Origin of the sequence: Nocardia sp. NRRL WC-3656, from assembly GCF_000720265.1 — a bacterium.
GTDB classification, from domain to species: Bacteria; Actinomycetota; Actinomycetes; order Mycobacteriales; family Mycobacteriaceae; genus Nocardia; species Nocardia nova.
This window is the reverse complement of sequence record NZ_JOJF01000008.1, coordinates 12,194-33,195: the sequence shown is the minus strand read 5'-3', so window position 1 is coordinate 33,195 and position 21,002 is coordinate 12,194. Positions and strand designations below refer to the sequence as shown.

23 protein-coding genes are annotated in these 21,002 nt (G+C 68.1%); 11 read left to right on the top strand and 12 right to left on the bottom strand.

Annotated features, from left to right (window positions below; translation table 11 throughout):
• Nucleotides 1–2: 2 nt before the first annotated feature.
• From IG65_RS0112655 to IG65_RS0112645, 3 genes are all read left to right on the top strand, one after another.
• A complete protein-coding gene (locus IG65_RS0112655) occupies nucleotides 3–377 on the top strand; it encodes a DUF742 domain-containing protein (RefSeq protein WP_030515096.1) in 375 nt (124 codons plus the stop codon).
• 151 nt (nucleotides 378–528) lie between these two features.
• Nucleotides 529–1,152 carry an ATP/GTP-binding protein gene (locus tag IG65_RS0112650; protein ID WP_051755848.1) on the top strand — a complete coding sequence of 208 codons (624 nt, stop codon included), beginning with the start codon at nucleotides 529–531 and terminating at the stop codon, nucleotides 1,150–1,152.
• Between the two features lie 23 nt (nucleotides 1,153–1,175).
• Nucleotides 1,176–2,003, top strand: coding sequence for an MHYT domain-containing protein (locus IG65_RS0112645; protein ID WP_030515094.1), 828 nt, complete (start codon nucleotides 1,176–1,178; stop codon nucleotides 2,001–2,003).
• 94 nt (nucleotides 2,004–2,097) lie between these two features.
• Here the strand turns inward: IG65_RS0112645 and IG65_RS0112640 are convergent, their stop codons facing one another.
• Nucleotides 2,098–2,607, bottom strand: coding sequence for a hypothetical protein (locus tag IG65_RS0112640; protein WP_051755846.1), 510 nt, complete (start codon nucleotides 2,605–2,607; stop codon nucleotides 2,098–2,100).
• Between the two features lie 531 nt (nucleotides 2,608–3,138).
• Between IG65_RS0112640 and IG65_RS0112635 the strand changes: the two genes are divergently transcribed.
• Nucleotides 3,139–3,555: a hypothetical protein gene (locus tag IG65_RS0112635; protein WP_156055570.1), complete on the top strand. Its 417-nt coding sequence runs from the start codon at nucleotides 3,139–3,141 to the stop codon at nucleotides 3,553–3,555.
• Between the two features lie 272 nt (nucleotides 3,556–3,827).
• Here the strand turns inward: IG65_RS0112635 and rpmF are convergent, their stop codons facing one another.
• From rpmF to mrf, 3 genes are read right to left on the bottom strand one after another with little or no spacing between them, the layout of a single operon-like run.
• Nucleotides 3,828–4,001 carry a 50S ribosomal protein L32 gene (gene rpmF, locus IG65_RS0112630; RefSeq protein WP_030515091.1) on the bottom strand — a complete coding sequence of 58 codons (174 nt, stop codon included), beginning with the start codon at nucleotides 3,999–4,001 and terminating at the stop codon, nucleotides 3,828–3,830.
• A gap of 1 nt (nucleotide 4,002) precedes the next feature.
• Nucleotides 4,003–4,281 (bottom strand): type B 50S ribosomal protein L31, encoded by a 279-nt coding sequence (locus tag IG65_RS0112625; protein WP_030515090.1) that lies wholly within the window; start codon nucleotides 4,279–4,281, stop codon nucleotides 4,003–4,005.
• Nucleotides 4,282–4,285: 4 nt separating this feature from the next.
• A complete protein-coding gene (gene mrf / locus IG65_RS0112620; RefSeq protein ID WP_036524270.1) occupies nucleotides 4,286–5,590 on the bottom strand; it encodes a ribosome hibernation factor-recruiting GTPase MRF in 1,305 nt (434 codons plus the stop codon).
• 94 nt (nucleotides 5,591–5,684) lie between these two features.
• Here mrf and rpmB point away from each other — a divergent pair, with 94 nt between their 5' ends.
• The 4 genes from rpmB (at nucleotide 5,685) to rpsR (ending at nucleotide 6,745) form a co-directional block, all read left to right on the top strand.
• Nucleotides 5,685–5,921 carry a 50S ribosomal protein L28 gene (rpmB, locus tag IG65_RS0112615; RefSeq protein WP_030515088.1) on the top strand — a complete coding sequence of 79 codons (237 nt, stop codon included), beginning with the start codon at nucleotides 5,685–5,687 and terminating at the stop codon, nucleotides 5,919–5,921.
• Entirely contained in the window at nucleotides 5,921–6,088 is a 168-nt protein-coding gene (rpmG, locus tag IG65_RS0112610; RefSeq protein ID WP_030515087.1) for a 50S ribosomal protein L33, read from the top strand. The genes rpmB and rpmG overlap by 1 nt, the downstream gene beginning before the upstream one ends.
• A complete protein-coding gene (gene rpsN, locus IG65_RS0112605) occupies nucleotides 6,088–6,393 on the top strand; it encodes a 30S ribosomal protein S14 (protein ID WP_030515086.1) in 306 nt (101 codons plus the stop codon). The genes rpmG and rpsN overlap by 1 nt, the downstream gene beginning before the upstream one ends.
• Nucleotides 6,394–6,490: 97 nt before the next feature.
• Complete coding sequence (rpsR, locus tag IG65_RS0112600; protein ID WP_030515085.1) at nucleotides 6,491–6,745, top strand: 30S ribosomal protein S18; 255 nt, start codon at nucleotides 6,491–6,493, stop codon at nucleotides 6,743–6,745.
• A 59-nt stretch (nucleotides 6,746–6,804) separates the two neighbouring features.
• Here the strand turns inward: rpsR and IG65_RS0112595 are convergent, their stop codons facing one another.
• A complete protein-coding gene (locus IG65_RS0112595; protein WP_030515084.1) occupies nucleotides 6,805–7,365 on the bottom strand; it encodes a LysM peptidoglycan-binding domain-containing protein in 561 nt (186 codons plus the stop codon).
• A 187-nt stretch (nucleotides 7,366–7,552) separates the two neighbouring features.
• On the opposite strand from IG65_RS0112595, the gene IG65_RS0112590 reads away from it, so the two are divergent.
• Nucleotides 7,553–8,014 carry a hypothetical protein gene (locus tag IG65_RS0112590; RefSeq protein WP_051755844.1) on the top strand — a complete coding sequence of 154 codons (462 nt, stop codon included), beginning with the start codon at nucleotides 7,553–7,555 and terminating at the stop codon, nucleotides 8,012–8,014.
• An 85-nt stretch (nucleotides 8,015–8,099) separates the two neighbouring features.
• Here the strand turns inward: IG65_RS0112590 and purH are convergent, their stop codons facing one another.
• The 6 genes from purH to sucC form a co-directional block, all read right to left on the bottom strand.
• Nucleotides 8,100–9,689: a bifunctional phosphoribosylaminoimidazolecarboxamide formyltransferase/IMP cyclohydrolase gene (purH, locus tag IG65_RS0112585; RefSeq protein WP_030515082.1), complete on the bottom strand. Its 1,590-nt coding sequence runs from the start codon at nucleotides 9,687–9,689 to the stop codon at nucleotides 8,100–8,102.
• The gene (gene purN, locus IG65_RS0112580; RefSeq protein ID WP_197039830.1) at nucleotides 9,682–10,326 is read right to left on the bottom strand and encodes a phosphoribosylglycinamide formyltransferase; all 645 of its coding nucleotides are present in this window, start codon (nucleotides 10,324–10,326) and stop codon (nucleotides 9,682–9,684) included. The genes purH and purN overlap by 8 nt, the downstream gene beginning before the upstream one ends.
• 65 nt (nucleotides 10,327–10,391) lie before the next feature.
• Nucleotides 10,392–12,128, bottom strand: a complete 1,737-nt coding sequence (locus IG65_RS35805; protein ID WP_051755842.1) for a DUF6350 family protein — start codon at nucleotides 12,126–12,128, stop codon at nucleotides 10,392–10,394.
• A gap of 153 nt (nucleotides 12,129–12,281) precedes the next feature.
• The gene (locus IG65_RS0112570) at nucleotides 12,282–13,406 is read right to left on the bottom strand and encodes a DUF5336 domain-containing protein (protein ID WP_030515079.1); all 1,125 of its coding nucleotides are present in this window, start codon (nucleotides 13,404–13,406) and stop codon (nucleotides 12,282–12,284) included.
• A 436-nt stretch (nucleotides 13,407–13,842) separates the two neighbouring features.
• The gene (sucD, locus tag IG65_RS0112565) at nucleotides 13,843–14,757 is read right to left on the bottom strand and encodes a succinate--CoA ligase subunit alpha (RefSeq protein WP_030515078.1); all 915 of its coding nucleotides are present in this window, start codon (nucleotides 14,755–14,757) and stop codon (nucleotides 13,843–13,845) included.
• A 12-nt stretch (nucleotides 14,758–14,769) separates the two neighbouring features.
• On the bottom strand, nucleotides 14,770–15,936 hold the full coding sequence (sucC, locus tag IG65_RS0112560; protein ID WP_030515077.1) for an ADP-forming succinate--CoA ligase subunit beta: 1,167 nt from the start codon (nucleotides 15,934–15,936) through the stop codon (nucleotides 14,770–14,772).
• A gap of 1,035 nt (nucleotides 15,937–16,971) precedes the next feature.
• Between sucC and IG65_RS36460 the strand changes: the two genes are divergently transcribed.
• A complete protein-coding gene (locus tag IG65_RS36460) occupies nucleotides 16,972–17,862 on the top strand; it encodes a M23 family metallopeptidase (RefSeq protein ID WP_231509188.1) in 891 nt (296 codons plus the stop codon).
• Nucleotides 17,863–17,887: 25 nt separating this feature from the next.
• Nucleotides 17,888–18,415 (top strand): GNAT family N-acetyltransferase, encoded by a 528-nt coding sequence (locus IG65_RS0112550; RefSeq protein WP_030515075.1) that lies wholly within the window; start codon nucleotides 17,888–17,890, stop codon nucleotides 18,413–18,415.
• A 24-nt stretch (nucleotides 18,416–18,439) separates the two neighbouring features.
• Here the strand turns inward: IG65_RS0112550 and pcrA are convergent, their stop codons facing one another.
• Nucleotides 18,440–20,986: a DNA helicase PcrA gene (gene pcrA, locus IG65_RS0112545; protein ID WP_030515074.1), complete on the bottom strand. Its 2,547-nt coding sequence runs from the start codon at nucleotides 20,984–20,986 to the stop codon at nucleotides 18,440–18,442.
• Nucleotides 20,987–21,002: the final 16 nt, after the last annotated feature.

The window sequence follows — 21,002 nt, the reverse complement described above, 5'->3', positions numbered from 1 at the left end:
CGATGTCCAGCTCGTTCGGAGCCGGGTCCGGCCGGCCAACCACACGCGTCCGTCCTTATGCGCTGACCGCTGGGCGCACCGAGCCCGCGGTCGAACTGCCCCTCGAGGCGGTCGTGGAAACACTGCCCTACGCCAATCAATTCGATTGGCCCGCAGGCGATATTCGAACAGATATTCTGCGTCTGGGCGCGGGTCGGCTCTCGGTCGCCGAAATCGCCGCCCATCTGCAACGTCCCCTGGGCATGATCCGGGTGGTGATCGGCGACCTGGTGGTGGCCGGAACCCTCCGGGTGCACACCACGCTCAGCGAAGACGCCAGTTTCGACGAGCGGCGATCCCTGATGGAGAGGACCCTGCGTGGACTCCGTGCCCTTTGACACCGCGGCACCGCCCCAGAACGCCGCGGCGCCCTCGACTGCCGAGCGTTATCCGCCGCTACCGCAGACGAATTCTTCGCAGATCGCTCAGCCCGGAGCCAATTCCCCCGGCTCACACCCACAACCGCCGCTTCCATACCAGAATCCCCCCATGCACTTTCAGAACTCGACGGCTCCGACGCCGCCCCACCCGGAGCTCGACAGCCGCACCGCCTCGACCAAGATCGTGGTCGCGGGCGGGTTCGGCGCCGGGAAGACCACCTTCGTCGGTGCGGTCTCGGAGATCGTGCCGCTGCGCACCGAGGCCATGGTGACCGGCGTATCCGACGGTATCGACGACCTGTCCGCCACCCCGGGCAAGGAAACCACCACGGTGGCCATGGATTTCGGCCGCATCATCCTGCCCGGCAATCTGACGCTGTACCTGTTCGGCACGCCCGGACAGCGCCGATTCTGGTTCATGTGGGACGACCTGATCCGCGGTGCGATCGGCGCCGTCGTGCTGGTCGACACGCGCCGGATCGAGGACAGCTTCGCCGCGGTCGACTTCTTCGAGGCGCGCGGGCTCCCGTTCCTGGTGGCGGTCAACAGGTTTCCGAGCGCGCCGCGTTTCCCGGTCGCCGAACTGCGTGAGGCGCTGTCGATCCGCGAGGGTGTGCCGGTGGTCGACATCGACGCCCGGGACGCCGGGGAGGTGCGGCGGGCGCTCGCCGCGGTCACCGAATACGCGATTCAGCGGTTGACCGCCACCCACGCGACGGTGGGACAGAGCTGAGCGGTGCGAGCGGAGGGGAAGCGATGAACTACTTCACCATGGGGTACTGGGTGCTGGGTCTGGCACTCGGGGTTTCCGCGGCCGGCGCGGTCGTAGGACTGGCGTGTGTTCGCCAGTCGACGCTCTCGGTCACCGCGCGGTTCCGGATGGTGTGGCTCACCGCGGCGGCAGTGTCCATCGGCGGCGTCGGCACCTGGCTGGCGGTCTACGTCACCATGCTCGGCATCGGGGTGTCGACCGGTGAGATCCGTTACGACATCACCCGGATGGTCGTGGCGACGGTCGTCGCGATGGCGGGGGTCCTGGCGGGACTGGTGATCACGGGCAAGGTGAGCACGATCGTGCGGGTGATCACCGGCGGCGTGGTGATGGGCCTCGGCATCGGGATCATGCATCTGCTCGCCATGGGCGCGATCCGAGTGCAGGGATCGGTCGATGTGAACATCTGGATGTCGCTGGCGGCGGGAGCGCTGGCTATCGCGGCCTCGATCGGTTTGCTCTGGGCCACCACGCGTTTCGCCGCGATGCTGCCCCTGGCCGGTGCGGCTGTGCTGTACGCGGTGGCGGTCACCGCTGTGCACTACCTCGGTCAGGCCGGGGTGCACGTCCATCTCGACACGGCGGTCGGCCAGCCCGGCGGCGACGATCTGTTTACCCTCTTCGTCCCGGTCTTCGTGGTGGGCACGCTGTCGCTCGCGGTACCGATCACCGCGGTCCTGGTCGCACCCGACCGCACCGGCACCACCCGCTCGCGGCAGCTGGCTCAGGCGGCGAATTCCACTGCCGGGCAGACCGCGTCGCCGGCCGCCAAGGCGCGGCCCGCGGGACGGGCGCCGCAACCGGTGGGCTGAACCCTTCGCGCCGGCTGGACGGGGCCGAGCCGCACACAGACGAGAATCGGGGCGGGCCGTACGGCCCGCCCCGATTGCGTTGCGCTGTCGGAGATTACGATTCGGCGGGCGCGTTGATCCGGTTGAAGTACTCGATCGCGACCAGCACGCCGGAGATACCGCCGACGCCGACCAGACCGGCCGCGGCACCGAGCGGGGCGCCCAGGGCGGCACCGGTCAGGCAGCCGCCGATCCAGCCCGGAACGACCAGGAACGGGGTGCCGAGGACGGCACCGAGCGCACAACCGCCGGCCAGGCCGATCGCGGTCCCGACGAGGGTGCCGATGCTGGTGGCGATACCGAGCTCGTTGATCGCGCTCTGGTTGGCCGCGTCGAGATCCGAACGGCTGGCCACGTCGTGCAGCATCTGCGCCGGGTGGGCGGCAGCGCGGTCGGTGCTCGGGACCAGCGTGGCCTGATTGCCGTCGATCTGCGCGGCGATCGGGTACTCCAGACCGTCGTGCTGATAGCTCAGCGGAAATCCGGCTACTACCTTGCCCTGGTTGTCGCGAACCTGGAACTCGTTGCCTTCCGTCGTCAGCGATCCGGCGTCGGTCTTCACCACGACGGATTTGTCGACAACGTTTGCCGTGTAATGAATATCGGGGTTGGCGGCCGGAACGGGAGCTGCGAATGCGGTGCCTGTGGAGATCCCAAGAGCAGCGATGACCAGAGCCGATGTTGCGGCGAACTTCCTGAGCTTCATTCCCTCATACACTTTCTTCAGCAGTTTGCGGCGCCGATACCCTGGCGCCTGAGCTCGAAATCGAAACCCTTAGACAGGCTGTCGTGACCCCATTACGAACACGTAACAAAGGCCGTTAATAAGCCGCCAAGAAGATGCCAGGAATGTTAAGAAGCTGAAAATTCGGACATTTTCGGGCCCATGAGCACGAGTTGGCAAATGTGCAGCCGCCCGCGAACCGGCCTCTTCCACTCCCGAATCGCGGCGGCGTCCGCACCCCTCACGGCCACGCCGGAACCGTCGCCCCACGGCATGGGCGCCCCGGTCTCGGTGCACGGGAGGGGCTCCGCGAATTACAGTGTGGAGCAGGCATTTCGGCCCGCCGCGGAAGCGATGAGAGAGGTACCGGATGTGACTCCGGAGCAGGAAGCGATGTTGCGCGATGTACAGGTTCAGCTGCGTGGCCCCGGTTTGGCGGGCTGGCCCCAGCTGGGCGACGACGATGGCACGGACGGCAGCGCCATTTCGGAGCGGACGGTCGTCGAGGCGCTGGGTGCCGCGCTGCGGCAGATCGGCGAGCTGCGCACCGAGATCGCCGACCTGGAGACGACGGTGCTGGAACTGACCGGACAGACACCGCCGCCGGCCGAATTGCCGTGGCCGCTGTCGCTGGTGGCCGCACTGCTGGAGAATCCGGCGGCGGTGATCGGCGAGCAGATCGCGCGCTGGGAGTCACTGCTCGACGCGCTGCGGCCGAAGCCGGACGAGGCGCCACAGCCCGGGCAACGAGCCCTGGAAGCGCCACCCTCTTCCACGCGACAGGGGTGAAAGGCCCGAAAGTGGCGATGAGCGGGTTCTCCTGTCACCAGGAGAACCCGCCCTCAGCCACGAGGGTACCGGCATCGGCCTCGGAAGGCAGCGTTTCCACCGGACTTTTTCCGACGCCAAAAACCAACCAGCAGTTGCCGATTCACGTTCCAGCTACCACATCGCAAGCCCAGTTGCGGCGATAGCCCAGCTGACTCCGGCTTATTCGATAACCAAGCGGTCGCTCGATTCAGGCAAACGACACAAACCATCGACTGATCGGAACGTGTGTCCTACAGCCGGTTCGGGTCGATCAGCCCACGCAGGACGGCGGCGACCAATCGGCGCGGGACCTTGTGGACGACGCCCCCGACGCTCACCGGCACCAGGTCGGGAGGAGTCGCCTTCCAGTTCGAACGCCGGCTGTGGGTATTGGCACGCGACAGGCGTCGCTTCGGGACCGCCATATCAGTTCTCCCCGCGTCCCGAGCCGGGAAGCGATGTGCGCCTGCCGTATTTGCGTTCGAATTTCTCCACCCGGCCCTGGCTGTCGAGGACGCGGTGCGCGCCGGTCCAGAACGGGTGGGAATCCGCGGTGACATCGACCGTGATCAGCGGATAGCTGTTGCCGTCGGACCATTCGACGGTGCGGACGCTCGTCGCCGTCGAACGAGTGAGGAAGCGTGTGCCGGTGCTCACATCCTCGAACACCACCGGGTGGTACTCCGGGTGAATCCCTGATTTCATCGTCCTACCTTTCATTCGGCCGGGAATCGACACCGCGGCCGCCCGAGTTGTCGGATTGCGTTGTCTCGCAAGGATCCTCGTGGAATTCGCCGAACGGATCGGCCCAGTGCGCGACCAGATCCGGCGCATTGCGCAGCAGGATCATCTCGGCCTCGTCGAGCAGCGCCCAGTGCAGCGCGGTACGGATCTCGTCCGCATCGGCGCCGCAGGTGAGGATCACCAGCGAGATGTCGCGGTCCCCGAAATCCTCGTCCCAGCGCAGTGTCGCCAGCGCGCGCCGATCGGGGTCGACGCACGCCAGTTCCGCGGGACTCATCGCCGCGAGCCACCGCCCCGCGTCGCCGACCCGCAATCCGCCACCGGCGGATTCCAGCCACACCACACGCTCGGGCTGAGTCGCCAGCCATATTCGCCCGCGCGCGGTGATCACACCCTCGAACAGCACATCCAGCGCTTCGTGCAGGCGGGTCGGATGAAATGGGCGAGCGGCGGCGAATTCGATCAACGCCACACCGTGTTCCGCCACCAGCGGCGGCCGGCCACGCAACAGCGGCGCATGTGCGTCGAAGACGCGGCCGCGCCGGGAATCGGCGGGAATGCGGTCGAGCAGCATCTCGATGCGCGCCGCGGCGATGTCGCGCCCGTCACCGGCCCAGATCGACGGAGCCCGGGGCACCAGCCGATCCACGACCGCCCGCACCACGTCGCGCTCCGCGTCGCTCACCTGATCGGCCGCGAAAACCACCAGCGCATCGGCGAATTCGACCTGTCCGACGGCGAGCTGCGCCACGGTCCGATCGTCGTCACCAGGCCCTCCCGCTCGTTCGTCGACGGTCTCGTCACTCAGCGCGTCCGCCGGCCAGCTGCGCGCATCGAGGCCGGTGACCACCGCCTCGATCCGCACATCGCGACCGGCAGGGCCGTCCACGCGGCCCACCATGTCGACCACGGGCACGGTGTCGATCGCGTGGCATACGGCTTCCGCCTCGAAGGCCGGGTCGAGCGCGATCACGATGCGGCGCACCGAATCCCGGGCCGCCAACCGGCACAGCAGCGGCACCAGATCGGCACGCAGGGTGCAGGAGACGCAGCCGTGCGCGAGTTCGTGCACGCTCGCGGTCTCCCGGCCGTCGAGGCGCACCCGGCGACGCACCACGCCTTCCCGAAGCGAACTCAGATCGTGTCGCACGACGACCGTGCCGGGCGCCGCGCCCAGCAGTCGCGCGATGTGGTCCATGCCGTCCGCGACCGGCCCCTGGAAGCCCGCCAGCAGCACGACGGGCGTGCGGCGGTCGGGATGTGACAGCACCGGAACCCCTTTCGATAACGATTTTCATTTGCTACAGCGTCACGGTACAGTCTGCGGCGACCGTTGTCGAAAATCATTTTCAGAAAGGAGCCCCATGTCGGCCCACTGCCAGGTCACCGGCCGCAAGCCGGGCTTCGGTAAGTCCGTCTCGCACTCCCACGTTCGGACCAACCGGCGCTGGGATCCGAACATCCAGCGCAAGACCTACTTCCTGCCCAGCGAGGGTCGCCGCATCACGTTGCGCGTCTCGGCCAAGGGCATCAAGACCATCGACCGCGACGGGATCGAAGCGGTCGTGGCCCGGATCCGGGCTCGCGGGGTAAAGGTCTGATGGCGCGCGGCAACGAGATCCGCCCCATCGTGAAGCTGCGGTCGACGGCCGGTACCGGGTACACCTACGTCACCCGCAAGAACCGCCGCAACGACCCCGACCGCATGGTGCTGCGCAAATACGATCCGCTGCTGCGCCGGCACGTCGAATTCCGCGAGGAGCGGTGATGGCGAAGAAATCCAAGATCGCGCGCAACGAGCAACGCCGCGACATCGTGGCTCGCTACGCCGAACGCCGCGCCGAGCTCAAGGAGCTGATCCGTGATCCGGCCACCGACGACGATCGCCGGGCCGCAGCACAGCTCGCGCTGCAGCGGCTGCCGCGCGACGCCAGTCCGGTACGATTGCGCAATCGGGACGCCACCGATGGCCGCCCCCGCGGTCATCTCCGCAAGTTCGGACTATCCCGGGTACGTGTGCGCGAGCTGGCCCACCGGGGGGAGCTGCCCGGTGTACACAAATCGAGTTGGTAGACCATCGCAGATCTCGTCGGAAGGAACCGGCAGGAGCGGTCGGGGCGCCCGCGCGACAGCGTAGGACCAGAGCTCACGCCGAGAAAGGATGGCCCACATGGCACTCAAGCGAGCACCGTCGAAGCGGATCCGCGCCGAACAGGCCCGGCGGCCCAAGAAGAACCCGCTGATCGCGGCCGGCGTCGAAACCGTCGACTACAAGGACGTGAACCTGCTGCGCACGTTCATCTCCGACCGCGGCAAGATCCGCAGCCGCCGCGTCACCGGACTCACCCCGCAGCAGCAGCGGCAGGTGGCGGTCGCGGTGAAGAACGCGCGCGAGATGGCGCTGCTGCCGTTCACCAGTAGGTAGCGAACGACAAACGAGCGCCCCCGATGCCGCGGCATCGGGGGCGCTCGGTCGTTTCCCGGTCAGGGAATGGTCAGCAGCTGACCCTCGTTGATGACATCCGGATTCTCGATGCCGCTCGCCCCGGCGATCTCCAGGTAGCGGTTGCCGTCGCCGTAGAACCGTTCCGCGATGGCCCACAGCGTGTCACCGGACTCCACGGTGTAGGTGCGGGGTTCCGGCGCCGCCGGCGGCGGAGGCACCTGCTCGGCGGCCGAAGCGGCGACCGGCTCCTCGACCACGATCGGGCTGTCGGTGTTGGTGCCCGACGCCCACAGCGAGGCGCCGTCCCGGCCGTACAGGACGAGGTTGCGGTCCGATTGCAGGACCAGATGATCGGCGGCCTGCCCGTTGGTGTCGGTGGCCCAGACGGGCCCGCTGCCGGAGTACAGCACGAAGTTGCCGTCCTCCTGCAGAACGGCGCGCTCGACGCTCCGCTCATGGGTCATGGTCGCCCACACCACGGTGCCGTCGGGCTCGGAAAGCACCAAGTTGCCGTCATTTTGGAGAGTCAGCGTGTACGCGCCGCCCTGAAGGGCCTGACCCAGGCCGAGTTCCTCGCCTACCTGCAACGTGTCGCCCACGCGGTGGATCCTTTCGAGAAGAGGTCGTGTCGATCGGTGATTCGATGGCGCAGAACCGCATTCGCTCATCGTTTGCGAACACTACTTGGCGCGCCCCGGATTTCGCAGCAGTTACGCGCCGGCGTTCGCAGAATGTTCACTGGGACGTGGCTCACAGCCACCTCGCGCCCGCCGATAGGGTGACTCCATGGACTCCATCCCCGGACGACGCCGCATCGCAGCGGCGGCACTCGCGCTCCTCGCACTACCGGCCCTCCTGGTCACCGCCTGCGGGAACTCCGACAACGGTGGGGCACAAGCGAATACGACGACAGCCGCGGTGAGCACTCCCACCGAGCAGAATCCGCCGCAGCCCGGCCGGATGTTCACCGCCAACTCGACGATCACCAATCCGCACCCGCTGCCGTTCGACAGTTGGAGCCGGGTGGCCCCGGACCGGATCGCGGTGAATTTCCAGATCGGCTCACCGGAGTGTTACGGCGTGGACGCGACCACCACCGAAACCGACAGCACCGTCACCGTCGCCCTGAAGGCCGGCACCCTGCCCGAGGCGGCCGGGCGCATGTGCACCATGATCGCCGTCTTCGGCACCCTGGAGATTCCGCTGAAGAAGCCACTGGGCGACCGGAAAGTGTTGAGCGCGAACTGATTCGCCCGGGTCAGCGAACGGCCCCGTCGAACGACGTCGCCGCCCGCCGGAGACTCCGGCGGGCGGCGACGTTCGTGTTCACCGATCAGTGCGCGAAGTGACGCGCCCCGGTGAGGTACATCGTGACTCCGGCCTCTCGGCAGGCATCGATGGTCAGCTGATCGCGCACCGAACCACCCGGCTGCACAATGGCTTTCACGCCCGCGGCGATCAACTGCTGCGGACCGTCGGGGAACGGGAAGTAGGCGTCGGAGGCCGCCACCGAACCCTTGGCGCGGTCACCGGCGCGCAGCACCGCCAGATGGACGGCGTCGACCCGGTTGACCTGCCCCATGCCGACCCCGACCGAGGCGCCGTCGTGGGCCAGCAGAATCGCATTCGATTTCACGGCCCGGCATGCGCGCCAGGCGAATTCGAGGTCGGCGAGAGTTTCGGCATCGGCCGCTTCGCCGGTGGCGAGCGTCCAGTTGGCGGGGTCGTCACCGTCCGCGTCGACGATATCGGTCTGCTGCAGCAGCGCGCCGCCGCTGATCGGCCGCAGTTCGACGCCACCGCGCCGGGGTTCGTCGGCGATCAGGATGCGGACGTTCTTCTTGCGCTGCAGCACCTCCACCGCGCCGTCGGCGTAGCCCGGAGCCACGATGACCTCGGTGAAGATCTCGGCCACCTGTTCGGCCATCTCGACGGTGACCTCGCGGTTGGCCGCGATCACGCCGCCGAACGCACTCACCGGATCGCAGGCGTGCGCCTTGCGGTGCGCTTCGGCGATATCGGAGCCGACCGCGATGCCGCACGGATTGGCGTGCTTCACGATGGCCACCGCGGGTTCGGCGTGGTCCCAGGCGGCCCGCCAGGCGGCATCGGCATCGGTGTAGTTGTTGTACGACATCTCCTTGCCGTGCACCTGCTTCGCCTGCGCCAGCCCGGCCGGGCCGGAGTCGTTGCGATACAGCGCCGCCGCCTGATGCGGATTCTCGCCGTAGCGCAGCACCGCGTCGCGGGTCCACACACCGCCCATCCAGGACGGGAACCGGCTGTCCGCGTCGGAGTCCGCGGAATCGTCGGAGGTCAGCACGTTGGTCATCCAGCTCGCGACCGCGACGTCGTAACTCGCGGTGTGCTGGAAAGCCTTGGCCGCCAGCGTGGTTCGCTCGGCGAGGGTGAAACCGCCACCGCGCACCGCCGTCAGCACGTCGTCGTAGTCACCGGTGTCGACCACGACGGCGAGCGAGGGGTGGTTCTTCGCGGCCGCGCGCACCATCGACGGGCCGCCGATATCGATCTGCTCGACGCATTCGTCGGGTGTGGCGCCACTGGCGACGGTCTGGGTGAACGGATACAGGTTCACCACCACCAGCTGGAATGCCTCGACGCCCAGCTCCACCAGCTGATCGAGGTGTTCCTGCTTGCGGGTGTCGGCGAGGATGCCGGCGTGCACGCGGGGATGCAGCGTCTTCACCCGGCCGTCGAGGGTTTCGGGGAAACCGGTGAGGTCTTCGACCTTGGTCACCGGAATTCCGGCGTCGGCGATGCGGGCGGCGGTCGAACCGGTCGACACCAGCTCGACACCGGCCTCGTTCAGTCCGGTGGCCAGCTCGATGAGCCCGGTTTTGTCATAGACGCTCACCAACGCCCTGCGGATCGCCCTGCGTGCACTAACCGGGGCCTCACTCATCTGGAATTACTGCCTTTCGTCCGTCGCAGACAATGCCTCGCGTGGCGACGGCGGCGACGGTCTCCGCCAGCAGCCGACGCTCCACAACTTTGATGCGCTCGTGCAAACTCGCTTCGTCGTCGCCGGGCAGCACCGCGACCGGCTCCTGAGCGAGGATCGGTCCGGTGTCGACGCCCGCGTCGACCAGATGCACGGTCGAACCCGTCACCCGCACCCCGTATGCCAACGCGTCGCGCACCCCGTGCGCGCCCGGGAAGGCCGGCAGCAGCGCGGGATGGGTATTGATGATCCGGCCCTCGAATCGCTCCAGGAATTTCGGGCCGAACAGGCGCATGAATCCCGCCGACACCACCAGGTCGGGGACGTAGGCGGCGACCGCGTCGGTGAGCGCGATATCCCAGGCGGACCGATCGGGATGGTCGGCGGGGGCGACACGGAAATCCGGGATGCCGGCCCGCACCGCATGGTCGGTCGCCGCGCAGATCCGGTCCACGCCCACGGCGGCGATGCGCGCCGGATAGTCCGGGCGCTCGGTGGCCGCGATCAGCGATTGCAGCAGCGATCCCGTGCCCGAGGCGAGTACGACGAGGGTCGCAGGCGCGGTCGGAGGGACCAGCTGGGCGGGCGGGGTGGTCAGCGCTCTACTCCCTGTGCGTCGGGGCTGCCGGAGGGCGGCGAACCCGAGGTCCGCCGGGTTAGAGCCTAACGACCGCCCCTGCCGGGACTCTCCGGCAGGTCACCCTCTACCACTTCGGCGTCGACGATGTCGGAGTTTCCGGCGTCGAATTCGTCGTCCGGATCGGCGTGCGCGGGCGCGAGGTCGTCGTCGAGCAGTTCGCCGTCGACCTCCACCACCTCGACGGAGCCGGTGCGTCGGTAAGCCGGTCGTGGATAGTCGTCCTCGACGGCGGCATTGTCGACATCGTCCTCGAATTCGTATTCGACATAGCGCGGGTCGTCGTACAGCTGGTCGATGTAGCCCGGTTCGGTGCGGTCGTCGTAGTCGTCGTCTCGGTCGAAGTCCGGGTCGTAGCCGTGATCCCGGTGCTCGTCGTGGTCGTACTCGTCCCGGTCGTTCTCGTCACTGTCGTACTCGTCGCGCGAGTAGTCGGTGGGCAGGTACCGGCCGCGGTGGCCGGAACGCCCGCCGAACCCCGGCTCGACCACCGCGGGCGGAATTCCGAGAAACCTTCTCCCACACAGCAATCCGAGATATCCGGCCACGGTCAGCCAGGCGAAGGTCAATCCCGCGGTGACCAGCACGCCGGGACCGATCTCGCCGAACGACCCGACCGCGCCGCCCGCCGGCAGTCCCAGCAGCACCATGGCGAGCGCCGCGAGCGCCGCCGAGAACACCGTCGCCCACGGACTGCGCATCTCGTCGGCGGAGTCGCGCGCGCAGTCCAGCCCGCCACGCACCCCGACCGCCGCCGGAACCAGCAGCAACACCGGCCACCAGCCGGCCGCGGGCCCGCTCGGCACCGCCGCGAGTACCGGCAGCGCGGGCACCGGCGCCCCGGCGACCGAGAAGACGCTCAGCGCCCCGGCGCCGATGTGCACGTCCGCACCGATCAGCACGCTGGTCGCCGCGATCACGACGTTCGGCAGATAGGCCAGCGACAGCACGGTCAACCCGACGACACCCGCGAAATTCCCTGCGGCCGCATAGGTATCACCGATCACCGACCAGTGCAGCACGAACGACACCAGTGTGAGGGTCGCCCCGCCGAGCAGCAGCCGCCACAGTGCCCGCGCCGCCGCCCGCGCCCCGGCGAAAACCCAGTCCGGTAGATAAGAGGCGATCCGGTCGCGCAGCGCATTGGGCCGGGTCGCGATCCCGGTGGCCGCCGCGAGCAGATGTAAACCCCCCACACAGCAGAAGGCGGTGAGCGTATCGGGCGACTGCAGGGGCACGGCCGTCGCGGCGTCCTCGGCCACGGCCAGGCAGACGGCGGTGACCAGCAGCGGGCCCGCGAGCGCGGCGCCGACGATCCAGCCCAGATCGGCCCGCGAGGAGCGCGGCGAGACGGCATGCGCGCAGTCGCGCATGGTCAGCCACAACACCACTGCGGTCGGCAGCAGCGGCAGCAGGCCGAGTGAGGTCTTGCCGACCACGACCGGGACCTGATGAACGGCCAGCCATCCGGCCGCGATCGCGCCGGACGCGCCGGTCATACCGCTGCCCGCGGCCATCAGCGTGACCAGCACGATCGCCACGATGGCGACCACGGTGAAACTCGACGCGCGAGCCGCGATGATGAGCAGCACCTTGGCCCGCTCGGGACTCAGTGAGAGGAATACCGGATCCTCGGGTCCGTCCGCGCCCGGGCCCTGACCGCTCCGCTGCTGCGGCGCATCGCCGTGCGAGTGAGCCTGCGCCGGTCTCGCGCCGGCCCGCTGTTCGCGAAGGTCGGCCCATCGGACCAGTGCGGACTTCATAGAACTACCTCGCGGGATCCTGGTTGACTCGTCCGGTTGACGCCGAAGCACGACACGACCACCGACATGTCAGGGTGTCAGCTGGAAACGGATCGGCGAGTCAGGCGCGCCGTGAAGAGCGCCTGACTCGCCGATCGTCGCGTCGGAGCGGATCTACTTCTGGTCGTCCTCGGGACGGAAGGCCTTGGTGGCGTCGGCGGCCGGGTTGCCGGTCTGCTCGCCACCGAACGGCTGGGCGCCGGGCTGACCGGTCTGCCCCGCCTGGCCCTGCTGGCCCTGCTGGCCCTGCTGACCGAAGTTCAGCGAACCGTACTGCTGGCCGGGCTGCTGGCCCGCGGCGCCGAAGTGCTGGGTCGCGGCCTCGTCACCACCGGTCTGCGGGCGCTGACCGTAGGGCGACTGGGCACCCTGCGCGCCGTAACCCTGCTGGCCCGGCTGCCCGTAGGGCTGCTGCCCGGGCTGGCCGTACGGCGAGGGCTGCTGGCCGTACTGCCCCTGGGCGTACTGCTGGCCGTACTGCCCGTAGCCGGCCTGCTGCTGACCTGCCTGCTGCTGGGCCTGACTCTGCGCCTGGCCGTACTGCTGGCCGTACTGGCCGTAAGCGGCCTGCTGGCCGGCCTGGGCCTGACCGTAGGACTGCTGCTGGGCCGGCTGGCTCTGGCCGTAGGAGGACTGCTGGCCGTAGGCGCTCGAGCCGCCGGCGCCGGGAGCGGCTGCCGCGGGCTTGGCCTCGGGCGCGGAGAGGATTCCGGTCTCGAACAGCAGCGCGACCACGGCGGCGGCGAGCTGCACGAGCGCCAGGAAGACCAGGACCCAGGCGGTGCCCGCGGTCTTGTACAGCGTCGGCGTCACGAACGCCTGGAACAGGACGCCGAGGAAGCCGGCCGCCGAAGCCGCCGCGACCACCCCGTTCTTGGCTTCCTGCTTGGGCAGCAAGGCGATACCGGCCACGAGACCCGCGAACAGCAGCAGCAACAGCGGGGCCGTGCCGCCCTCCTGGAACAGGCTCATGCCCTTGTCGGGCTCCTTGGAGCTGTTCATCGCGCCCTCGTCGAAGGTCGAGAAATCGAGGAAGCCCAGGAAGAAGTTGATTACGCCCAGCGCGGCGATTCCGACGGTCAGGTAGAACGTCAGACCCTTGCCGCTCAACGCCGAAAGCCCCGAGCCGCCGCCGGTACTACCTGTCGGCTGCTGGCCGAAGCTCGGGGCGGACGAGGGTGTGGGCCCGGGCGTCTGATTGGGCGCGTTGTACCCGGATCCCCCGGTCGGGTAGGACATGTGGTCGTCTCCTATCGAGTCCTTCATCGGCTTTCAGGCTGAATGCCCTTGACGCTACTGCACTCGAGCGCGCCGGTCACGGCCACGACGCCACTGGCGGCAAGCTCGAGAATTCACTATGAACCGCATACCCGTCTCGATCGTGTTGTCACCGAAGACGATCGGAGGTATCGGATGGACGTTTCGGAAATGTTCTGCACGGTGGTGCGGACGCTGGGCCTGTGCCACCTGCTCCCGGCACCCTGAACGACGGTTGTTCCCTGCCCACGACAACCGCTGCCGACCTGCCCACCACAGTGAGCTGCCGACCTGCCCACCGCAGCGAGCTGTGACCCCACGGCAGCGAGCTGCCCACTGCCCGGCAGCACGTCGTTCACCTGCCGAGATGAAAGAAGGCCGCCTTGTCGGAACAAGGCGGCCTTCGCAGTACCTGTGATCAAGCGGTGATCGAGGCCTTCTCCAGGATCTCGCGCGCCAGGGCGGCGGTCTCGGACGGGGTCTTGCCGACCTTCACGCCCGCGGCCTCGAGGGCCTCCTTCTTCGCGGCCGCAGTACCCGAGGAACCGGACACGATGGCGCCGGCGTGGCCCATGGTCTTGCCCTCCGGCGCGGTGAAGCCCGCGACGTAGCCGACGACCGGCTTGGTCACGTTCTCCTTGATGTAGGCCGCGGCCCGCTCCTCGGCGTCGCCGCCGATCTCGCCGATCATGACGATGAGCTTGGTCTCCGGATCCTTCTCGAACGCCTCGATGGCGTCGATGTGGGTGGTGCCGATGACCGGGTCGCCACCGATGCCGATGGAGGTCGAGAAGCCGAAGTCACGCAACTCGTACATCATCTGGTAGGTCAGGGTGCCCGACTTCGACACCAGGCCGATCGGGCCCTTGCCGGTGATGTTGGCCGGGGTGATGCCCACCAGCGACTCGCCCGGGGTGATGATGCCGGGGCAGTTGGGGCCGATGATCCGGGTCTTGTTGCCCTTCTCCACGTTGTAGGCCCACGCGTAGGCGGTGTCCTGCACCGGGATGCCCTCGGTGATGACCACGAGCAGCGGGATCTCCGCGTCGATGGCCTCGATGATGGCGTCCTTGGCGAACTTCGGCGGCACGAAGGCGATCGACACGTCGGCGCCGGTCTCCTTGATGGCCTCGGCGACGGTGCCGAACACCGGCAGCTCGACGGCCGAGCCGTCCTTGGCGGTGTGCGACACGGTGGTGCCGGCCTTGCGGGCGTTGACGCCGCCGACGACCTGGGTGCCCGCCTTCAGCATCAGGGCGGTGTGCTTGGTGCCCTCGCCGCCGGTGATGCCCTGGACGATGACCTTGGAGTCCTTGTTCAGGAAGATAGACATGTTCTCTTGTCCTTACTTGGCCGCAGCCAGTTCGGCGGCCTTGTCGGCGCCTTCGTCCATGGTCTGGGCGAGGGTGACCAGCGGGTGGTTGGCATCGACGAGGATCTTGCGACCCTCCTCGACCTTGTTGCCGTCGAGGCGGACGACCAGCGGCTTGTTCGCCTCCGACCCCAGGATCTCCAGGGCCTTGACGATGCCGTTGGCCACCGCGTCACACGCGGTGATGCCGCCGAACACGTTCACGAACACGCTCTTGACCTGCGCGTCGTTGAGGATCACGTCGAGACCGTTGGCCATCACCTCGGCCGAGGCGCCACCACCGATGTCGAGGAAGTTGGCCGGCTTCACGCCGTTGTGCTTCTCACCGGCGTAGGCGACGACGTCCAGGGTCGACATGACCAGGCCGGCGCCGTTGCCGATGATGCCGACCTCACCGTCGAGCTTGACGTAGTTGAGGTCGTTCTCCTTGGCCTTGAGCTCCAGCGGATCGGTGGCGTCACGATCGGCGAACTCGGCGTGGTCGGGGTGACGGAAGTCGGCGTTCTCGTCCAGGGTGACCTTGCCGTCCAGCGCCAGGATCTCGTTCTCCGGCGTGCGGACCAGCGGGTTCACCTCGACCAGGGTCGCGTCTTCGGCGACGAAGACCTCCCACAGCTTCTGAATGGTCACCGCGGCGGCGTCCAGCACGTCGGCGGGCAGGTGGCCCTGCTCGGCGATGGAGCGCGCGAAGGCCAGGTCCACACCCTTGACGGCGTCGACCGGCACCTTGGCCAGGCGGTCGGGCTTGGTGGCGGCGACCTCTTCGATCTCCATACCGCCCTCGACCGAGCACATGGCCAGGTAGGTGCGGTTGGCGCGATCGAGCAGGAAGGAGATGTAGTACTCCTCCGCGATGTCCTTGGCCTCGGCGACCAGGATCTTCTTGGTGACGTGGCCCTTGATGTCCAGGCCCAGGATGTTGGAGGCGTGGGTGAAGGCGTCGTCCGGGGTGGCGGCGTACTTCACACCACCGGCCTTGCCGCGGCCACCGACCTTGACCTGCGACTTGATCATCACAGGCTTGCCGATTTCGGTCGCGATGGCACGGGCGTCCTCGGCCGAGTCCGTGACGCGGCCCTCCGACGAAGGCACTCCGTGCTTCACGAAGAGTTCCTTCGCCTGATATTCGAAGAGATCCATGTACTCACCGTCTCGTCTGCGTTGTTGTGACAACGACTTTGTTGGCGGCCCGTCGTCGGAAGCGGGTCGAGTCGGACTCTAATCAGTTCGATGTCGCCGAAATCAGCCGCATACAGCCTAAGTGGCGCAGGTCACGAGCGGGCATCCGCCCGGGCAAAACCGCTGGCCAAGGCTACTGGCGAGTAGCTTGCTGACACGCCGCCAGGTAGGGCGGACGATGGTCCGAATTGCCACATTGGCTACTACATAGCGTAGTTGTCTGTTCTCACTCGCGTGCCCAGCGGGATGTGAGATATTCCGAGAGCCAGACGTGATCAATCTCACAAGTACCCCCTTATCGAGCGGAGCGCTTGCCCACCTGCAATCGTTTCGTTACCGTCGATGCGGTCGATGTCACAGCCAGATCACAAGCGCGACGGGAATACTCGTCACTCGGTCGAAAGATCCAGCTGGTAGAACACCTGGTACAAGACATCGGCGAACCCACCCGGATGAGGCCGCGTACACCGCACCGATCAGGAGGACGGCAGGCTTGTTGCAGCACAGTGCTCCGCAGGTAGCGAGCCGTTGTACCGGCGCAGCGCGTCCCGCGTCATCCGGCTCCCCCGCGTTATCCGGTCTCGGAGTCCGCCGATGAGCCACGGTCGCCTACAACCCGGGCATCGGCCGCAGTCCGCTCGCCGTTACCGCGCCGACGGTGAATCCCTCGACCAGCATCCATACTTCGGTGGTAACCAATCCTTCGGCGGTTACACCGGTTCCCGTTCCGAGGAGACCGCGGCCCCGCCCGTGCGCAGTATGCCGGGGCGTGCCGACAGCTGGATGCCGTCCGGTGGTGCGGCCGTCGTCGGTCTCACCGCGACCACCGCACACTCGGCCGAGAACACCTGGGGCGCAACCGGTTCGGACGATTCCGGACAGTGCCAGCCGTGGGGCGCCCAGGCCCGGCCCGACGGTGACTGGACCGCCGATCCGCAGTGGCCGCGGACCGATGAATGGGCCGCCGCCGATCCCGTTTACGACGACAGCCGGGGCGTGCACTACCCCGAGAACGAGGCCGACTACGAGGCCGCCGACGGCTACGACGAGCCCGCCGGCAACGAACCGTTCAACCTGGCCCGGCTGCGCAGCCCCTGGAAGCGTGACGATGCCGAGGCCGATGAGGCCGGCGCCACCGCGGAGGGCCCGAAGCGGTTCAGCGGCGCACACCGGGTGCCGACCCCACCGGCCGCGCTCAAGGGCCGTGCCGCCGTGGTGGCGGTCGCCGCCGGCGCGGTGGTCGCCGCCGGACAGGCCGGAATGGAGTCCGGCAGCCAGCACCACAATGCGACCGCCGACTACGACGCCGCCGGTCAGGTTCACGAAATCGCGGCCCAGGCGGTCAGCACCCAGGCGGGTAATCCACAATCGCCGCAGGTTCTCAATGTCGCGCCGGTCGCGGATCTCAGTCAGTTCCAGGACATCCTGCAGCACGGTCAGGAATTCGCCGCCGGACTCGCGGCCCAGGAATCGGCGAAACTGCGCCCCCTGTTCTCCAAATTCGCCAACGGCACCTTCACCTCCGGCTTCGGTAGCCGCTGGGGTGTGCAGCACCTGGGAGTCGACATCGCCGCCCCGATCGGGACCCCGATCTACGCGGTCGAGGACGGCGACGTGATCAGCGCCGGCCCGGCCTCCGGTTTCGGCATGTGGGTCCGCCTGCGGCACGCCGACGGCACCATCACGGTCTACGGCCACGTCGACACCGCCACCGTCTCGGAAGGCCAACACGTGCTGGCCGGCGACCAGATCGCCACCGTCGGCAACCGCGGCTTCTCCACCGGCCCGCACTGCCATTTCGAGGTGTGGCTCAACGGCCAGGACAAGATCGACCCCCTCCCCTGGCTCGCCTCCCGCGGCATCTCCCTCGGCCCCGAACGCGACTAGTTCGGGCGGCGGTCACTCCGGCGTCATGATCGAAATAAGGGTGGTCGGCGCTGAGGACTGGCGGATCTGGCGCCGAGTTCGGCTGGCAGCACTGGCGGGGGCACCGCGGGCGTACCGGACCCGGCTGGCGGAATGGCAGGGCGACGGCGATCGCGAGCACCGCTGGCGCGCGCGGTTGGATATCCCGGGAGCCCGCGATCTGCTGGCGTTGCACCACGGCGAACCGGTGGGAATAGCCAGCGGAGTGCCGGGGCCGGAAGATACTGCGGCCAGGGTGATTTCGATGTGGGTCGACCCGTCCGCGCGGGGTTTGGGCGTCGGCGATCTGCTGCTGACGACTGTCGAGCGCTGGGCTGCCGAATGCGGCTACACCACGCTCCGGCTCGGTGTCTTCGCCGACAACGAGCCCGCCATCGCGCTGTACCGCCGCAACGGATTCGAATTCGAGACCGCGCCCGGCGAAGACGCCGAACGGTTCCGGCGCACCGATCTCGACTCGGACGACCGTGTGGAACTCGTGATGGTCAAGGCTGTGGTTCCGGCGCGCCGCTGAGCGCGAGCCCGCCGGAACCGCCGCTCAGAGCTTGACCAGGGTCCGGCTGTACTGCGGGATGAGGCGGATCTTGCCGGCGGTGCCGAAATCGATGGTGACCGTGGCGAGGGCGCCGAAGCCTTCGGCGGCGACCACTCGGCCGAGGCCGTACTTGTCGTCGCTGACGCGGTCACCCACCGCGAGGACGAGGCCGGAGTTGTTGTGTTTGGCCGCGGGCCGGGCGGGACTGCGGTCGCGCAGGCCGGGGCGCTGGGACCAGCCGTCGCCGCGGGTCCAATCGCGTTCCAGGCCGTCGTCCTCGCCGCGGCGGCGGAAGCCACGTCCGCCCGAAGGCGGAGTCGGCTCCAGACGCTGCCAGTCCATCAGATGGCCCGGAATCTCCTGCAGGAAGCGGGACTCCGGATTCGACACCGCCTGTCCCCACCCGGACCGCACCACCGCACGGGACAGGTAGAGCCGTTTCCGGGCGCGGGTGATGCCGACGTAGGCCAGGCGGCGTTCCTCGGCCAGTTCGGCCGGATCGCCCAGCGCGCGCATATGCGGGAACTGGCCGTCCTCCCAGCCCGTCACGAACACCACCGGGAACTCCAGCCCCTTCGCGGTGTGCAGGGTCATCAGGGTGACCACACCGGAGCCCTCGTCCGGGATCTGATCGGTATCGGCCACCAGCGAGACACGTTCCAGGAACGCCGCCAGGGAACCGGGGTCCGGTTCGCCGTCGGCCGCCTCGGGCAGCAGGCCCTCCTCGCGGGCGGCCTCCACATTGTTGCGCGCCTCGGAACTGAATTCCCTTGCCACGCTGACCAATTCGTTCAGGTTGTCCAGCCGGGCGCCGTCCTGCGGATCGTCGGAGGCCTCCAGTTCGGCGCGGTAGCCGGTCTTGTCCAGCACCGCCTCGACGACATTGCCCACATCCGGGAATTCGGTGTCCCCGGTAACGCCCGCGGCGCGGATCTCGTCGAGCAGATCGAGGAAGCCGGCGATCGCACGTTGCGCGCGGGTGTTCAGCAGGGCCACCTTGCCGTCGGCGGCGTCGCGCAGCGCGGCCGCGAAGCCGATATCGCGCTGTTCGGCGTGCACCGCCACACAGGCCTCGGCGCGGTCACCGATCCCGCGGCGCGGCGTGTTGAGGATGCGACGCAGGCTCACCGCATCGTCGGGGTTCTCCAGCACACGCAGATAAGCGACCACATCGCGGACCTCCTTGCGCTCGTAGAACCGGACTCCGCCGACCACCTTGTAGGGCAGGCCCATGCGGATGAAGATTTCTTCCAGCGCGCGCGAATTGTTGTTGGTGCGATAGAACACCGCGACATCGCCGTAGTTGTAGTCGCCCTGTTCGACCAGCCGGTCGATCTCGCGCGCGACGAACGACGCCTCGTCGTGTTCGTTGTCGGCGACGTAGCCGACGATCAGATCACCCTCGCCGGAATCGGTCCACAACTTCTTGTCGCGCCGATTCTCGTTGCGGGAGATGAGCGCATTGGCCGCCGAGAGAATGTGCTGGGTGGACCGGTAGTTCTGTTCCAGCAGAATCGTTTCCGCGTCCGGGAAATCGCGCTCGAATTCCTCGATATTGCGGATGGTCGCCCCGCGGAACGCGTAGATGGACTGGTCGGCGTCACCGACCACGCACAGTTCGCTGGGCGGCACCACATCGTCGCGGCGCGCCGGTGTGAATTCCGGATCTGCGGCCTCGGCACCCGCGTCGGCGTCGTCGAGTTCGCCGGCCGGCGGTCGCACATGATGGCCGACCAGCTCACGCACCAGTACGTACTGGGCGTGGTTGGTGTCCTGGTACTCGTCGACCAGCACATGCCGGAAGCGACGGCGGTAGTACTCGGCGACCTGCGGGTGGCTCTGCAGGAGCGCGACCGTCTCGCCGATCAGATCGTCGAAGTCGAAGGCGTTGGCCGCGCGCAGGCGCCGCTGATATTCGGTGTAGACCCGGGCGACGATGCCGGGCAGCTCGGTCTCGTCGGATTCCGCGTCCGCCGTGGCCGTTTCGGGGTCGATGAGCTCGTTCTTGAGATTGGAGATCGCGGTCGCGAGCAGTCGCGGCGAGTACTTCTTCGGATCCAGATTCTGGTCGCGAACGATCATCGCCAGCAGGCGGCGCGAGTCGTCGGCGTCGTAGATCGAGAAGTTCGAGTTCAACGCGCCGGGCAGCAGATTCGCCTGCATGCGCAGGATGCGCACGCAGGAGGAGTGGAAGGTGGACACCCACATGGCGGCGGCACGCGGACCGACCAGGTCGGTCACGCGCTCGCGCATCTCCGCGGCGGCCTTGTTGGTGAACGTGATGGCGAGGATCTGCCCGGGCGTGACGCCGCGTTCGGCCAGCAGATAGGCGATGCGCCGGGTGAGGACCGCGGTCTTCCCGGAGCCGGCGCCGGCCACGATCAGCAGCGGCGAACCCGCATGCACGACCGCCGCCCGCTGCTGCGGATTCAAGCCCTCGAGCAGGCGCTGCGCCTGCCCCTCGGCCTGCGCGGATCCGACCGCGCCTCGCGTTGCCGCCGTACTCACCGTTGCCGTCCCCGCCGCTGTTCCCGCCACCGTCGTCTCCATCGTCCATCCACGCTAC

What these genes read in the sequence shown, in the direction of transcription:
- IG65_RS0112590 (WP_051755844.1), top strand. Translation starts at nt 7,553, where the DNA reads ATGGACTCCATCCCCGGACGACGCCGCATCGCAGCGGCGGCACTCGCG.
- rpsR (WP_030515085.1), top strand. Translation starts at nt 6,491, where the DNA reads ATGGCACTCAAGCGAGCACCGTCGAAGCGGATCCGCGCCGAACAGGCC.
- IG65_RS0112650 (WP_051755848.1), top strand. Translation starts at nt 529, where the DNA reads ATGCACTTTCAGAACTCGACGGCTCCGACGCCGCCCCACCCGGAGCTC.
- sucD (WP_030515078.1), bottom strand. Translation starts at nt 14,757, where the DNA reads ATGTCTATCTTCCTGAACAAGGACTCCAAGGTCATCGTCCAGGGCATC.
- IG65_RS0112570 (WP_030515079.1), bottom strand. Translation starts at nt 13,406, where the DNA reads ATGTCCTACCCGACCGGGGGATCCGGGTACAACGCGCCCAATCAGACG.
- rpmG (WP_030515087.1), top strand. Translation starts at nt 5,921, where the DNA reads ATGGCGCGCGGCAACGAGATCCGCCCCATCGTGAAGCTGCGGTCGACG.
- sucC (WP_030515077.1), bottom strand. Translation starts at nt 15,936, where the DNA reads ATGGATCTCTTCGAATATCAGGCGAAGGAACTCTTCGTGAAGCACGGA.
- IG65_RS35805 (WP_051755842.1), bottom strand. Translation starts at nt 12,128, where the DNA reads ATGAAGTCCGCACTGGTCCGATGGGCCGACCTTCGCGAACAGCGGGCC.
- rpmF (WP_030515091.1), bottom strand. Translation starts at nt 4,001, where the DNA reads ATGGCGGTCCCGAAGCGACGCCTGTCGCGTGCCAATACCCACAGCCGG.
- rpmB (WP_030515088.1), top strand. Translation starts at nt 5,685, where the DNA reads ATGTCGGCCCACTGCCAGGTCACCGGCCGCAAGCCGGGCTTCGGTAAG.
- IG65_RS0112550 (WP_030515075.1), top strand. Translation starts at nt 17,888, where the DNA reads ATGATCGAAATAAGGGTGGTCGGCGCTGAGGACTGGCGGATCTGGCGC.
- purH (WP_030515082.1), bottom strand. Translation starts at nt 9,689, where the DNA reads ATGAGTGAGGCCCCGGTTAGTGCACGCAGGGCGATCCGCAGGGCGTTG.
- pcrA (WP_030515074.1), bottom strand. Translation starts at nt 20,986, where the DNA reads ATGGAGACGACGGTGGCGGGAACAGCGGCGGGGACGGCAACGGTGAGT.
- rpsN (WP_030515086.1), top strand. Translation starts at nt 6,088, where the DNA reads ATGGCGAAGAAATCCAAGATCGCGCGCAACGAGCAACGCCGCGACATC.
- IG65_RS0112645 (WP_030515094.1), top strand. Translation starts at nt 1,176, where the DNA reads ATGAACTACTTCACCATGGGGTACTGGGTGCTGGGTCTGGCACTCGGG.
- IG65_RS0112625 (WP_030515090.1), bottom strand. Translation starts at nt 4,281, where the DNA reads ATGAAATCAGGGATTCACCCGGAGTACCACCCGGTGGTGTTCGAGGAT.
- IG65_RS0112655 (WP_030515096.1), top strand. Translation starts at nt 3, where the DNA reads ATGTCCAGCTCGTTCGGAGCCGGGTCCGGCCGGCCAACCACACGCGTC.